This window comes from Streptomyces sp. NPDC091289, assembly GCF_044757365.1.
Lineage (GTDB): Bacteria > Actinomycetota > Actinomycetes > Streptomycetales > Streptomycetaceae > Streptomyces.
Genome location: NZ_JBIVUT010000003.1, coordinates 42,110 through 55,536 on the forward strand (window position 1 = coordinate 42,110; position 13,427 = coordinate 55,536).

11 protein-coding genes are annotated in these 13,427 nt (G+C 74.2%); 5 read left to right on the forward strand and 6 right to left on the reverse strand.

Features of this window, described 5'->3' with window-relative positions; genetic code table 11:
* Positions 1–3 precede the first annotated feature (3 nt).
* Positions 4–1,335 carry an aminotransferase class I/II-fold pyridoxal phosphate-dependent enzyme gene (locus ACIQPT_RS04365; protein ID WP_401152624.1) on the forward strand — a complete coding sequence of 444 codons (1,332 nt, stop codon included), beginning with the start codon at positions 4–6 and terminating at the stop codon, positions 1,333–1,335.
* A 137-nt stretch (positions 1,336–1,472) separates the two neighbouring features.
* Here the strand turns inward: ACIQPT_RS04365 and ACIQPT_RS04370 are convergent, their stop codons facing one another.
* Positions 1,473–2,534, reverse strand: coding sequence for a DMT family transporter (locus ACIQPT_RS04370; protein WP_401152626.1), 1,062 nt, complete (start codon positions 2,532–2,534; stop codon positions 1,473–1,475).
* A 74-nt stretch (positions 2,535–2,608) separates the two neighbouring features.
* Between ACIQPT_RS04370 and ACIQPT_RS04375 the strand changes: the two genes are divergently transcribed.
* Complete coding sequence (locus ACIQPT_RS04375; RefSeq protein WP_401152628.1) at positions 2,609–3,523, forward strand: LysR family transcriptional regulator; 915 nt, start codon at positions 2,609–2,611, stop codon at positions 3,521–3,523.
* A gap of 51 nt (positions 3,524–3,574) precedes the next feature.
* Here the strand turns inward: ACIQPT_RS04375 and ACIQPT_RS04380 are convergent, their stop codons facing one another.
* Entirely contained in the window at positions 3,575–4,045 is a 471-nt protein-coding gene (locus ACIQPT_RS04380; protein WP_401152629.1) for a pyridoxamine 5'-phosphate oxidase family protein, read from the reverse strand.
* 149 nt (positions 4,046–4,194) lie between these two features.
* Here ACIQPT_RS04380 and ACIQPT_RS04385 point away from each other — a divergent pair, with 149 nt between their 5' ends.
* Positions 4,195–4,863, forward strand: a complete 669-nt coding sequence (locus tag ACIQPT_RS04385) for a cysteine hydrolase (RefSeq protein ID WP_401152631.1) — start codon at positions 4,195–4,197, stop codon at positions 4,861–4,863.
* Here ACIQPT_RS04385 and ACIQPT_RS04390 read toward each other — a convergent pair.
* Positions 4,850–5,314, reverse strand: a complete 465-nt coding sequence (locus ACIQPT_RS04390; RefSeq protein ID WP_401152632.1) for a Rieske (2Fe-2S) protein — start codon at positions 5,312–5,314, stop codon at positions 4,850–4,852. The genes ACIQPT_RS04385 and ACIQPT_RS04390 overlap by 14 nt on opposite strands.
* A 205-nt stretch (positions 5,315–5,519) precedes the next feature.
* Between ACIQPT_RS04390 and ACIQPT_RS04395 the strand changes: the two genes are divergently transcribed.
* On the forward strand, positions 5,520–8,321 hold the full coding sequence (locus ACIQPT_RS04395; protein ID WP_401152633.1) for an ATP-binding protein: 2,802 nt from the start codon (positions 5,520–5,522) through the stop codon (positions 8,319–8,321).
* A 204-nt stretch (positions 8,322–8,525) separates the two neighbouring features.
* Complete coding sequence (locus ACIQPT_RS04400; RefSeq protein ID WP_401152634.1) at positions 8,526–10,313, forward strand: S8 family serine peptidase; 1,788 nt, start codon at positions 8,526–8,528, stop codon at positions 10,311–10,313.
* A gap of 90 nt (positions 10,314–10,403) precedes the next feature.
* Here ACIQPT_RS04400 and ACIQPT_RS04405 read toward each other — a convergent pair whose 3' ends face one another.
* From ACIQPT_RS04405 to ACIQPT_RS04415, 3 genes are all read right to left on the reverse strand, one after another.
* Positions 10,404–11,393 carry an alpha/beta hydrolase gene (locus tag ACIQPT_RS04405; protein ID WP_401152635.1) on the reverse strand — a complete coding sequence of 330 codons (990 nt, stop codon included), beginning with the start codon at positions 11,391–11,393 and terminating at the stop codon, positions 10,404–10,406.
* 93 nt (positions 11,394–11,486) lie between these two features.
* Positions 11,487–12,200 (reverse strand): C39 family peptidase, encoded by a 714-nt coding sequence (locus tag ACIQPT_RS04410; RefSeq protein WP_401152637.1) that lies wholly within the window; start codon positions 12,198–12,200, stop codon positions 11,487–11,489.
* 140 nt (positions 12,201–12,340) lie between these two features.
* Complete coding sequence (locus tag ACIQPT_RS04415; protein ID WP_401152638.1) at positions 12,341–13,363, reverse strand: winged helix-turn-helix domain-containing protein; 1,023 nt, start codon at positions 13,361–13,363, stop codon at positions 12,341–12,343.
* Positions 13,364–13,427 lie beyond the last annotated feature (64 nt).

Below are 13,427 nucleotides of genomic sequence, written 5' to 3' on the forward strand. Positions count from 1 at the left end.
TTTGTGCTAGGAGAGTATCGGATCAGTGGGCGGCGCGCATCGGAGATTGCCGCCAGTGTCGAGCGCGGGGTCGGCTCCGGAGACCTCCCGCCGGGTCATGTGCTGCCCCCGATGCGGGAGTTGGCGGCGCGCCTGGAGGTCAATCCCAATACGGTGGCGGCCGCCTACCGAACGCTTCGCGAGCGCGGGGTAATCGAGACGGCGGGCCGCCGGGGGAGCCGGGTGCGTCCCGCCCCGGCCAGCACATCGCGCGGATCGCTGCGGATCGAGGCGCCCCCGGGCGTCCGGGACCTCGGCGAGGGCAATCCCGATCCGGAGCTGCTGCCCGACCTCGGGCCGGCGCTCGCCGCGGCCGCCGCCGCCGATGCGGAGAGCCACGGCCTGTACGGGCAGCCCCCGGTGGTCGCGGAGTTCGCCGCGTACGCCCGGGCCGCGCTGGACGCCGACGGGGTCCCCGCCGGGCCGGTCGCCGTGACCTCCGGTGCTCTGGACGCCATCGAGCGGGTCCTTGCGGCGCACCTCAGACCGGGCGACGCGGTGGCGGTGGAGGACCCCGGCTGGGGCAGCGTGCTCGACCTCGTACCGGCGCTCGGGCTGCGCGTCGTACCGGTCGGCGTGGACGACTCCGGTCCGCTGCCCGCCGATGTGGAGCGGGCGCTGCGGGCCGGGGTGCGGGCCCTCGTCGTCACCTGCCGGGCGCAGAACCCGACCGGTGCGTCGCTGGACGCGCCGCGCGCCCGGGAGCTGCGTGCGGTCCTCGCCCGGCACCCGGACGTGCTGCTGATCGAGGACGACCACGGACACGCCATCGTCGACCTGCCGCTGCATCCGCTGGCCGGAGCGACGACGCACTGGGCGTTCATCCGCTCGGCGGCCAAGGCGTACGGCCCGGATCTGCGGGTCGCCACCCTCACCGGGGACGCCGTGACGGTCGACCGGGTGACGGGGCGGCAGCGGCTCGGACCCGGCTGGGTCAGCCGACTGCTCCAGCGCGCCGTGCTCCAGCTGTGGACCTCGGGCGCCGTCGACACCCGTACGGTCGCGCGGTCCTACGGTGATCGCCGGGACGCGCTCATCCGCGCACTGGCGGAGCGCGGCGTGAGCGCCCGGGGCCGCAGCGGGATGAACGTGTGGGTGCCGGTGAGCGACGAGACCGGGGCCGTCGCCCGGCTGCTCCACGCGGGCTGGGCGGCTGCCCCGGGCGCCCGCTTCCGGCTGGACACGCCGCAGGGGGTGCGGCTCACCGTCTCCCGGCTGACCGCGGCGGACATCGGGCCCCTGGCGGACGCGGTGGCCGTCGCCGCGGGGCCGGCGCGGCCGGTCAGTTACGGCTGAGCCGGGTCGGTCGGTCACGGCTGGGGCAGGTCGGTTACGGGTGGGACGGGTCAGTTACGGGTGGGGTGGGTCGGTCGGTCACGGCCGGGGCCGGTCGGTTACGGGTGGGGCGGTCGGTCGGTCACGCCTGGGGCCGGTCAGTTACGGGTGAGGCGGGCGGTGTTCGCGTCCGGCGGGGTGGCCGGCTTCTCCGGTGCGGCGGTGGCGGCCGGGCGGGCCCGGCTCTGGGTGAGGGCCGCGCCGACGAGGATGATCAGAGCCCCGACCGGGGTGTTCCAGCTCAGCCGTTCGCCCAGCAGCGCGACGCCCGCCGCCGTCGCGATCACCGGGATGAAGTACGTGACCATCTGGGCCGTCGTCGGACCGACCTCCTGGACCAGGCCGTACTGGAGCAGCACCGCGAGGCCCGTGCCCAGCGCGCCCAGGGCGAGGATGCTGAGCGTCGGCAGAAGCGGGAAGGAGGTGGGTGCCGAGGTGAACAGTGGTGTCACCACGGCCAGTTGCGCCGTACCGAGGAAGAGCTGGCTGCCCGTCAGCGCCAGCGTCGACGAACCGGTCCCGGCCAGGGTGCGGCGGACGTAGATCCAGCCGACCGGATAGCAGAACGAGGCGAGCAGCGCCATGCCCGTACCCGGCAGGTCCAGGCCGGAGAAGCCCTGCCAGGCGCCCAGCACCGTGAGGACGCCGAGGAAGCCGACCCCGAGACCGGCCACCCGGCGGCGGGTCGGACGGTCCTCGGACAGGGCGACCACCGAGAGCGCCATGCCCCACAGCGGCGAGGTCGCGTTGCAGATACCGGCCAGCGTCGAGGGGATCGTCAGCTCGGCGTAGGAGAAGAGCGAGAACGGCAGCGCGTTGAGGAGGAACGCCGCGACCATGAGGTGCCCCCAGGTCCGGGCGGAGTGCGGCAGCCGTTCCCGGCGCATCACCATGGCGGCGACCAGCACCGCCGTACCGGCCAGCAGCCGGCCGAAGGTGACCTGGAACGGGGCGTAGCCCTCGGTCCCGACCTTGATCAGCAGAAAGCTGAATCCCCAGATGAGCGAGAGCGCCGCGAACCGGATCCGCCAGTCGAGGGCAGGGCGCCGGGCGGCCGGTGCGGACGGCGTGGTCGGCGTGGACGATGCCGGCGGAACGGGCGGGGGTGGTGCTGATGCCGGGGCCGGGGTCGTGGCCCTCGGCTCGCAGGGAGCGCTCATGAGGTCCAGCCTGACGAAGAAGATCTCGTAGGACAAGCGAATGTTTCTGTATGCGATCGCGTAGCATCGCTTACATGTTGAATCTGGAGCGGCTGCGCACCCTGGACGCCCTCGCCCGGCACGGCTCGGTGAGCGGGGCGGCCGACGGCCTGCACGTCACGACATCGGCGGTCTCGCAGCAGATGGCCAAGCTGGAGCGCGAGGTGGGGCAACGGCTGCTCGCCAAGAACGGCCGGGGCGTCCGCCTCACCGACGCGGGCCGGCTGCTCGCGGACCACGCCGCGCGGATCCTGTCGCAGGTGGAGCTCGCCCAGTCCGACATCGAGGCGCAGCGGGGCGAGGTCGTGGGCGAGGTGCGGATCTGCGCCTTCCCGACCGCGGCGCGCGGGCTGTTCCCCGCGACGCTCACCACCCTGCGCGCCGACCACCCCGACCTCACCGTCCGTACGCGGGAGTTGGAGCCCGAGCAGGGGCTGCGCGCGGTGCTGCGCGGAGACGTCGACCTGGCCGTCGTGCTCGACTGGAGCAACAAGCGGCTGCCCGTGCCCGGCGGACTGACCAAGGCCGAACTCCTCGACGACGCCCCGGACATCGCCATGCCGGCCGGGCATCCGCTGGCGGACCGCGAGGAGGTGGAGCTGGAGGACTTCGCGGACGACCCGTGGGTGTCCTGGCCCGAGGGTGAATTCTGTTACGAGTGGCTGATGTTCACGCTGCGCTCCCGGGGCATCGAGCCGCGCATCGCCCATCTGGCCGGTGAGCACCATACGCAACTCGCCCTGATCGCCGCCGGGTTCGGCGTCTGTGTGGCTCCCCGGCTGGGGCGCGGCCCGGTTCCCGACGGGGTGCGCCTGGTGCCGGTGCGGCAGACCATGCGACGGCACGTCCATGTGGTCTGGCGCACCGACGCGGACCGCCGCCCGTCGGTCCGCGCCGCGGTGGAGGCGCTGCGGGCGGCGGGTGCGGGCGTGGCGGCCGCCGGGGGATGAGCTTCGTGCCGCCCACCGTTGTCCCGCCCGCCGGGGTCCCGCCCGTCGGGATCAGCTGAGACCGGCGAGCTTGCGGAAGTCCCAGGAGGTGATCGTCTCCGGGGTGAGCCGCAGCCAGGCGTGCCGTCCGTCGTGGGGCATCTCCGTGATGCCGAAGTACTTCACCGGGAACAGCCGTTCCGGCTCGTCGAGTTCGGGGCAGGGCTCGCCCGTGCGGGGCGCCTCGCCGACGAACTCCGCCCGGCCGGTGAGCTCCACGCCGCGCAGCTCCTCGTACCCCTCGCCGTCGTCCACGACCACGGCGATCCTGGTGTCCTCGCGCAGCTGGGACCAGCGCAGGCTGCGCGTGATGGAGTACAGCCAGAGGGAGCCGCCGTCCCAGACGAACCACAGCGCACCGATGTGCGGAGCGCCGTCGGAGCCGAGCGTGGCCACCCGGCAGGTGCGCTGTTCACCGAGGTAGGCGTCCCGCTCCTCCGGCGTCATCATGATCCGGCGGCCTCGTCGTTGGGTATCGGTCATGGTCGCCCTCTCCTGGAATCGCATCCGGAATTCCGCCTGAAATCTGACTAGGTGTCAGAAATCATGGACGCTCTTCCTTCGTGACGCAATGGCCGCTACTCTCGCGCGCCCGGTCCGTCCGCGAAACCCGTCCGAAGAGAGGGGTGCCCGTGCCGTCGAGGGAATCACAGGAGCGGCTCACCGCGCTGCTCGACCCCGCCACCACCGTCCTGCTGACCGTCGAGTGCCAGCAGGGCGTCGTGGGGCCGGACAGCGCCCTGCCGGAACTCGCCGCCGCCGCCCGCTCGTCGGGCGCCATGGCCAACATCGCCCGGCTCGTCGCCGCCGCCCACGAGAACGGCGTCCAGGTGATGCACGCGGTCGCCGAGAGCCGCCCCGACGGGCGCGGCGGCAACCGCAACGCCCGGCTCTTCCGCGCCGCCGCCCGGCTGCCCGTCCAGCAGCACACCGGCAGCACCGCCGTCCGGGTCGCGCCCCCCATCGAGGTGGCCGACGAGGACCTCGTCGTCCGCCGGCTGCACGGCCTCTCGCCCCTGGCCGGCACCGATGTCGACCCGCTGCTGCGCAACCTCGGCTGCCGCACGCTCGTCGTCACCGGCGTATCGGCCAACATCGCCATCCCCAACGCGGTCTTCGACGCGGTCAACCTCGGCTACACGGCCGTCGTCCCGGCCGACGCCATCGCGGGGGTGCCCGTGGAGTACACCCCCGCCATGGTCCGCAACACCCTTGCCCTGGTCGCCACCGTCACCGCCACGGACGCCGTCCTCGGCAGTTGGAAGCGACCGCGTCGGCAAGGGGCCGCTACACCAGCTTGATCGAGTCGCCCTCGACGGTGATCTCACGGGCGGGCAGCGGCTGGGTGGCGGGTCCGCCGGTCGGGCTGCCCGTGGCGGCGTCGAAGGTGGAGTTGTGACAGGGGCAGGTGATCGTGCCGGCCGAGACGTCTTTGACCGCGCAGCCCTGATGGGTGCACGTGGACGAGAACGCCTTGAACTCGCCGGGCCGCGGCTGGGTCACCACGACCTTCTGCGCGGCGAAGACCACTCCGCCGCCCTCCGGAATGTCGGAGGCCGCGGCGAGCACCTCGCCGCCCGTGCCCGTGCCCTTGCCCTCGCCGCTGCTCCCGGGCTGCTCGACCGCCTCCGAGCCTCCCGAATCGTCCGATCCGCCGCATGCGGTGAGGGCGGCAGCCGCTCCGGCCGCTCCCACCGCTACGACGACCGTGCGGCGTCCGAGGAGGCTCCGGTGCTCCTGCGTTGCGCTCATCGCGGCAATTCCCTTCGTCGGTGTCCCGGTGCTGATGCCTTCGGTCAGAGGTACGTGCCCCTGGGCCGCGATGTTCACGCCGGGAGCGCCGGGAGCGCCGGGAGCGCCGGATGAGGCACGCGATGCCGGAGCGCTGCTGGACGGCCCCGGCGGCCGGGGGTAGTTTCGCCGACATCTGCCGCCGCCATCAGGGGAGTCCACATTGGTGCTGGTCGGACGGACCGGAGAACTGCACGCACTGCTCGACGCGATGGCCCACCCGCCATCGGTCGCCCTGATCGAGGGAGAGGCGGGCGTCGGCAAGACCCGGCTGATCCGGGAGGCCGTCGGACACCCCGTGCCGGGCCCCGGCCGCCCGCCCGGCGTGCGGATCCTGGCCGGCGCCTGCCCACCGCTGCGCGAGCCCTTCCCGTACGGTCCCGTCTTCGACGTCCTGCGCACCCTGGAGGGCGCGGTGCCCGAGCGGCTCAACCCGGTCTGTGGTGCCCTGCGGCCCTACCTTCCCGAGCTCGCCGGTCAACTTCCTCCCGATCCGGACCCGTTGCTCGACCCGCAGGCGGCGGCCCACCGGCTCTTCCGGGCCGTGCGGGCGCTCCTCGCGGCGGTGTCCCCGGTGGTCCTCGTCGTGGAGGATCTGCACTGGGCCGACGACGGCACCCGGGACCTGCTGCGCTTCCTGGCCGACGACCCGCCGCCGGGCCTGTCCACCGTCCTCAGCTACCGCCGTGAGGACCTCAGGAGCGGGGCGCTGCCGCTGGGCCGCTCCTACCGGCACCCGCCGGGCGTCACCTCGGTGGTCCTCCCGCTGAGCCCGCTCGACGTCGCCGGGGTCAGGACCCTCACGGCGGCGCTGACCGGCCGTGACGTCCCCGCCGCCGTGGCGCAGCGGCTGCACGAACGGACGGCGGGCATTCCCTTCGTCCTCGAGTTCGTCCTGGAGGAACCCGGCGAACTCGACGGTTCCCAGGGGGCTGTTCCCCTCCTCCTGCGCGACGCCATGGCCGAGCGGGTGGCGGGCCTCTCGGAGCCGGCGGCGGCCGCCGTGCACGCCGCCGCCGTACTGAAGGTGCCCGCCGCCGAGGAGCTGATCGGCGCCGTGGCGGGCCAGGGCGGCGACGAGGCGGCGGACGCCCTGCGGGAGGCACTGCGCGCCGGTGTGCTGCACGACTGCGGGGACGACCGCTACGGCTTCCGGCACGGGCTGGCCCAACAGGCCGTCTACGAAGGGCTCCTGAGGCCGGACCGGCGACGGCTCCACCGGCGCGCCACCGCCGTGCTCGCCGCCCAGGAGCCCCCGCCGCTCGTTCAGCTCGCCCACCACACCCGTCGGGCGGGCGACCTGCCCGCCTGGCGCACCTACGCCGAACAGGCCGCCGAATCCGCCCGGCAGCTCGGTGACGCGGCGCTCGCCGTCGAGCTCTACGAGGGGGTCCTGGACGACCCCTGCCTCCCGGAGGCGGACCGGGCGCGGCTCGCGGTGCGCCTCAGCCGGGCGGCCCTCTTCGGGCTGGCCCACCGGCGCTCCAGCCGGCTGCTGCGCCGCGTCGTCTCCTCCGCCGCGTCCGCCGAACTGCCGGACGCCGTACGGGGCGAGATCCGGCTCAACCTGGGGCTGCTGCTCAACAACCAGGCGGGCCGGCACGAACAGGGCCGCCTGGACACCGAGCTGGCCGTGGACGAACTGCACGAACGCCCCGAGCTGGCCGCCCGTGCGATGGCGGGCCTCGCCATGCCCGTGTGGGGCGAGCACCCCGTCGCCGTCCACGTGCACTGGGCCGAACGGGCCGAGGAACTCGCCGCCCGGCACGGCGACCGGGCGCTGCGGCTCGCGGTGCGCGGCAACCACCTGGCGCTGCGGGTCTGCCTCGGCGACGGCGACGCGGTGCGCGAGGACGCCGAGAAGCTGCTCGCCGACGGGCGGAGCGCGGCCGAACGCGTCGAACTGGCCCGGATGTGCGCCAACGCGGCCGACGCCTGCGCCTGGATGGGCCGGTCCGCCGACGCCGAACGCTTCCGGGCGGAAGGGGTGCGGCTGGCGGAGGCGGCCGGGGCGCCGTTCCTCAGCGGCATCATCGAGGGCACCGCCCTGCGCATGGCCTGGACGCGCGGCGCCTGGCGGGGGCTCGCCGACCGGGCCCGCACGGTCCTGGCCGACGCGCCCGGCGTCTCGGGCATCGCGTCCGACGCCCACCTCGTCCTCGGGCTGCTCGCCGAGACACGCGGGGAGTGGGACGCGGCGCTGGAGCACCTGGACGCGGCGGCGCTCGGCGACCCCGTCAACGCCCCGGCCCCCGCCCTCGCCGCCGCCTCGGCCGCCGCCGTACGGATCGGACTGGAGCGGGGCGAGAGCGACCGGGCGTGCGCGGAGGCCGCGCGGGCGCTGGACCGGGTCCGCCGCAAGGGTGTCTGGGGCTGGGCCGCGGAGCTGGTTCCGGCCGCGCTGACGGCGCACCGCGCAGCGGGCCGCACCCACGAAGCGGACGCCCTCGTCGCAGAGTTCACGGCCGGACTCGGGGAGCAGGACGCGCCCGCCGCGCGGGCCGCGCTCGCCGCCTGCCGGGGCGGCCACGACCGCGCCGCCGAACGGTACGCGGCGCTCCCCGCCCCGTACCCGGCGGCGCTGTGCGCGGAACGGGCCGCCGAGGGCGATGTGGAGCGGCTGCGCGCGGTCGCCGCCCGCTTCGAGGAGCTGGGGGCCGTACGGGACGCGGCGCGCTGCCGCAGCGCCCTGCGCGAGCGGGGCGCGGGAGCCCCGCAAGGACCCCGGCGGGGGCGCAGGGGGTACGGCAACGAGCTCTCCCCGCGCGAGCGGGACGTCGCCCGCCTGGTCGCGACCGGGCACACCAACAAGGAGATCGCCGAGCTGCTGTTCCTGTCGCCCCGCACCGTGGAACAGCACGTCGCGAAGGTGCTCCGGAAGCTGAACGTGTCCGCCCGCAGCGAGGTGCGGGAGAGCCGCCCGGGGGGAGCCCCGCATGATTCCGGGCGTACGGGGGCCATTGAATAGGTGGCGCTACGCAGCGCCGTACGGATTGTTCCGGCCGGGGCGGGACCGGAGAGTTGCCCCCGTCGTCGCACCGGGCACACACCCCGCCCCACACCTCAGCCCGGCGCGGCGGCTCCTGTGCCACCCGCGCCGGTCCGCCGCCCCCGACTCGCGGCGGCCCGGACGCGGTTCCCCATCACATGGAGCCAAGGGAGCAACCAGACCATGCGCACAACCAGCAGACCGCGCCTCGTCGGCGCACTGTGTACCGCGGCCGCCGCGGCCGCCGCGGCCATGACGCTCGGACTCGCCGGCACCGCCCCCGCCCACGGGGCGACCGCCCCCGCCCCGACCGCCGAGGGCCGCATCCTCGGCGCGGACCGGGCCGAGGCCATACCCGGCCGGTACATCGTCGCCCTCGACGACGCGCCCTCGATCGCCGCCGGCACGGCCGCCGCCGGCCTGGTCGCGGAGCACGGCGGCACCGTGCGCACCGTGTACTCCACCGCCTTCAAGGGCTTCGCGCTCCAGGCGACCGCCGCCCAGGCACGGAAGCTCGCGGCCGAGCCCGGCGTCCGCTACGTCCAGGCCGACGCCGAGGTCCGGGCCACCGGAACCCAGCCCAACCCGCCCTCCTGGGGCCTGGACCGGGTCGACGGCGTCAAGGACTCCTCCTACACCTACCCCAACGAGGGCGAGGGCGTGACCGCGTACATCGTGGACACGGGCCTCTACCGCCAGCACACCGACTTCGAGAACCGCGCCTCCTCCGGTTACGACTTCATCGACAACGACGCCGACTCCGCCGACTGCCACGGACACGGCACCCATGTCGCGGGCACCGTCGGCGGCAAGAGCCACGGCGTCGCCAAGAAGGCGAAACTCGTCGGCGTCCGGGTCCTCAACTGCCAGGGATCCGGATCCACTTCGCAGATCGTCGCGGGCATGGACTGGGTGGCCAGGAACGCCCAGAAGCCGGCCGTCGCCAACATGTCGCTCGGCGGCGGCAGCGACCAGGCCATGGACGACGCGGTCCAGGGCGCGATCAACGCCGGGATCCCGGTCGCGGTCGCCGCGGGCAACGACAACCGGGACGCCTGCAACACCAGCCCCGCCCGGCTGCCCGCCGCCATCACCCTCGGCTCCACCGACAGCAACGACGCCCGCTCCAGCTTCTCCAACTACGGGCGCTGCCTCGACCTGTTCGCCCCCGGCGGCTCCATCGTCTCCACCCGCATGGGCGGCGGCACCCAGACCATGAGCGGTACGTCCATGGCGACCCCGCACGCGGCGGGCGCGGCGGCCATCCACCTCTCCGCCCACCCGAACGCCACCCCGCAGCAGGTACGGGACGCCCTGGTGAACAACGCCCTCTCCGGCGTCGTCACCAACCCCGGGACCTCCTCCCCGAACAAGCTGCTGGACGTCACCGACCTCGGCGGCGGACCGGCCGAACCCGGCAAGCCGGTGGCCGCGTTCACCGCCCAGTGCTCCACGACCACCCCGTCCTGCACCTTCGACGCCTCCGCCTCCAGTGACCCGGACGGTGACATCGCCTCGTACGCCTGGGACTTCGGCGACGGAACCAAGAGCGAGGGCGCGAAGCCGTCCCACACCTACACCAAGGCCGGCACGTACGCCGTCGAGCTCACCGTCACCGACGACAGCGGCGAGAGGGGCACCCTGACCAAGCAGGTCACCGCCGGAACCACCGAACCTCCGGCCGGCCAGGCGCCGACCGCCTCCTTCACGCTCTCCTGCTGGTACGGGGACTGCACCTTCGACGCCTCCGCCTCCAGTGACCCGGACGGCGACATCGCCTCGTACGCCTGGAAGTTCGGCGACAGCACCACCGGCACCGGCGTCACCACCACCCACCGCTACCCGTCCGCCCAGAACACCTACACCGTGCAGCTGACCGTCACGGACAAGGGCGGCCGCAGCGGTACGACCTCCCGCCAGGTCTCCTGCTTCGCCTTCGGCGGCGGCCAGCCGCTCTGCTTCGCCGGCTGACAGCCGCACACACGGAACACGGCGAGCCGCCGCGGGCCCGGGAATCCCCGGGACCCCGGCGGCTCAGCCGTACGTCGGCGGCGCGGCCCGTCAGGCCTTACGGAGGCGGGCGACGATCCCGTCCAGGTCCCGCTGGAACAGATCGGGGCGGACGAAGTGGCCCCCGGGCACCTCGTGCCACTCGTGTCCGATGCCCGCCGAGCCGAGGCGCTCGCGGAACTCCCGCTGTCCGGCCAGGACTTGCGTCTCGTTGACCGTGTCGAACCAGTTGACCGGGTCGGGGCTGGTGCCGGCGGCCAGGAACACGCGCTTGTTCCGGTAGCTCTCGACGCGCTGCACCGGGTTGTCGGCGCTGACCCGGGACTCGTCCCACAGCGGCGCACCGTAGACCGTGGCGCCGCCCAACTCCACCGCCGCCGAGGAGAGGTTGGCCCAGTGGGTGACGAGTCCGGCGTCCCGGCGCAGGCTGGCCGGCCCCGAGTGGGAGCTGACCGAGGCGAAGTGCCCGTAGTACTTGGCCGCGTACTTCAGCGCGCCGAAGCCCCCCATCGAGAACCCGGAGACCGCCCGGCCGTCGTATTCGGCGTACGTACGGAAGTTGGCGTCGATCCAGGGGAGCAGCTGCGCGATGTGGAAGGTCTCCCAGTTGCGGGGGCCGAGGTTGGAGCCGACCGGGTCGGAGTACCAGCCCGCCGCGCCGCCGTCGGGCATCACGACGATGAGCGGCTTCCCGGCGGTCCAGGCACGGATGCCCATCCGGTCGAAGGCGATGAAGTCCTGTCCGGTGCCGCCCCCGTGGAACAGGTAGAGGACCGGGTACCTGCGCTCGCCGGTGTGGTAGCCGTCCGGCAGCAGGACGTTGACGGCTGGGTCCCAGCCGATCGCGTCGGTCGCGAAACGGAAGTAGCGCATGCGGGGATCGCGTTCGTCGCGGTCCACGACGCGCAGACCGAAGCCGTCGCCCACGGCGTGGGCGGCGGATGCCGATGCCGGCACGCCGACCGCGCCGAGTGCCGTCGTCGCGGTCAGTCCGGCGGCGGCTCTCATGACGCCTCTGCGGGTGGGCCGTTGCCTGCTCAAGGTGACCTCCTGGTCGGGGGGAACGGAATCGGGTCGCGGGGCGGCCGTGCCCGCCCCGCGACATCGCGCGGAGGCGGGCTGAGGCGCGCGGAGTCAGGCGGAGTAGCCCTTCGGCGGGATCAGGGTGGCCAGTTGGTCGAAGGAGATCCAGTAGATCTGGTTGCCGTCGAAGGACGCGGGGTCCGCGATGAGGACGGTCCGGTCGACCGCGTCGTAGCCGAAGACGGTGAAGTAGTGGTAGATCGTCTGGTCCGGCGGGTAGCCGGGCGGCTGGTTGCCCGGCGGGGCGACGATGTTGGCGACCAGCGGATAGTTGCGGTCGATGTCGTACACGATGTCGTGCCACAGGAGGTCCCGCTGCCCCTGGGTGGGCGGGTCGTTCGGCATCTCCTTGGTCTCGTACCAGCCGCCGCCGAGCCGGGCGTTGAGCACGCCGGTGACCTGGCCGATGTGATCGGTGCCCGCCTCGGTCGTGCCGAGCTGCGCGGCCAGCTCACCCTGGCTCGGCGCGGCGGTCCGGGCGGAGAGCGCGATGCGCGTCGCGGCGGGACCGCACCAGTAGCCGGTCTCCTGGACCTGGTAGTCGATCTCCAGCCAGCGAGCGTCGCCCATGCGCCCGGAGTCGACCCGCAGCCTGGTCCCCGGCTCGTCGTACCCGGAGGCGAGGGCCGTTCCGGCCGTCGAGTCGTGGGCCCGCACGTCGACGACCGGGACGGCGGGGGCGGGCGACGCCTGAGCGGTGCCGGGGAGGAGAAGTGCTCCGAGAGTGAGGGCTGCGACCGTGCTGAGGACAAGTCTCGCGCGCATGGGGGCTCCTGTGGGGGGACGGGGCCGTACGGGAACATCGGCGCGGGGACGGCGTGGGGCCGTCCGGCCGGGTGCGGTGCGGTGGCAGGAGACAGCGTGGAGTCCCGGCCGGGCCGGGCACAAGCGGTGTAAGCCCAGGCTTACGGGTGCGGTTCGCCGCCCGGCCCGAGCCTGGCGCGGCGGTCCTCCGCGGCCAGCAGCGCACGCCCCTCGGCGGTCGCGACGTGAAAGGCGCGGCCGGCCGTGCGGACGGTGGTGGTCAGGCCCGCCGCGCGCAGGACGTTCATGTGCTGGCTGACGGCCGGGTGGGTCACCTGGAGCATCCGGGCCGCCTCCACGGTGGAGCAGCCGGCGCGGGTGGCCCGCAACAGGTCCGCACGGGTCTGCCCGAGAAGGCGGCCGAGGGGACCCGGGCCCGTCGCCGGTCCGGCCGCCCCCGTGGGCCCGGCCCAGTCGGCCGTGTGGTGGATGGGATGGACCAGGACGGGCGGCAGATCGCCGTCCGCCAGGGTGGTCGGGGTGGGCCAGCAGAAGAACGACGGCTGGAGCACCAGCCCCCGTCCGCCCAGTCGCAGGTGCTGGTCGACCGGATAGGTGACCTCCAGTACGGGCGGACGCCAGCGGACGTCGGGCCCGAGCCCGGTCAGCAGCGCCTCGGTGCCCCCGTCCATCAGGTGCCGTGTCCGCAGCGCCCGGTCCGCCTCCAGTTCGGCGCGGACGTGCCGCCAGTGCGGTGCGAGCGCTTCCGCCTGGTAGGCGTGGAGCGCCTCGCCCAGCCGTGCGAGCGCGCCCGTGTCGCCCTCGGCCAGGGAGGCGGCCCAGCCGGGCAGCCGCGTCGACCCGGCCAGCCGGGTCAGTTCCGCACGCAGCCTCGGCCGCGGTGTTCCGAGCAGGGTGTCGACGGCGGCCCGGAGCGTGGTGCGGTCGCCGGAGGTGGGGGTGAGGAAGTCGGGGGAGTAGCCGCGGGGCGGCAGCAGCGGGGAGAGCAGGCGGCGGCTCTCCGGGAGCCGGGGCCGCACCCAGCGGCGCCAGGCCCCGAAAACCCGCTGCCCGTCCGTCCGTTGCAGGGTCTGCACACTGTTGGTGATCTCCCACAGGAAGTCCGGCCCCGGGGCCACCCTGACCCGCGTCAGGTCCTCGGGGGTGAGGTGGATCCGCAGCATGGACACTCCATCGGAAGGCGGGGCCGGCCACCGCACCCGCGTGCCGCCGTGCGAACACCGGCGG

Coding starts and splice junctions, on each gene's coding strand:
- ACIQPT_RS04390 (WP_401152632.1), bottom strand. CDS start 5,314: ATGAGCGCAACGCAGGAGCACCGGAGCCTCCTCGGACGCCGCACGGTC.
- ACIQPT_RS04415 (WP_401152638.1), bottom strand. CDS start 13,363: ATGCTGCGGATCCACCTCACCCCCGAGGACCTGACGCGGGTCAGGGTG.
- ACIQPT_RS04375 (WP_401152628.1), top strand. CDS start 2,609: ATGTTGAATCTGGAGCGGCTGCGCACCCTGGACGCCCTCGCCCGGCAC.
- ACIQPT_RS04370 (WP_401152626.1), bottom strand. CDS start 2,534: ATGAGCGCTCCCTGCGAGCCGAGGGCCACGACCCCGGCCCCGGCATCA.
- ACIQPT_RS04380 (WP_401152629.1), bottom strand. CDS start 4,045: ATGACCGATACCCAACGACGAGGCCGCCGGATCATGATGACGCCGGAG.
- ACIQPT_RS04400 (WP_401152634.1), top strand. CDS start 8,526: ATGCGCACAACCAGCAGACCGCGCCTCGTCGGCGCACTGTGTACCGCG.
- ACIQPT_RS04410 (WP_401152637.1), bottom strand. CDS start 12,200: ATGCGCGCGAGACTTGTCCTCAGCACGGTCGCAGCCCTCACTCTCGGA.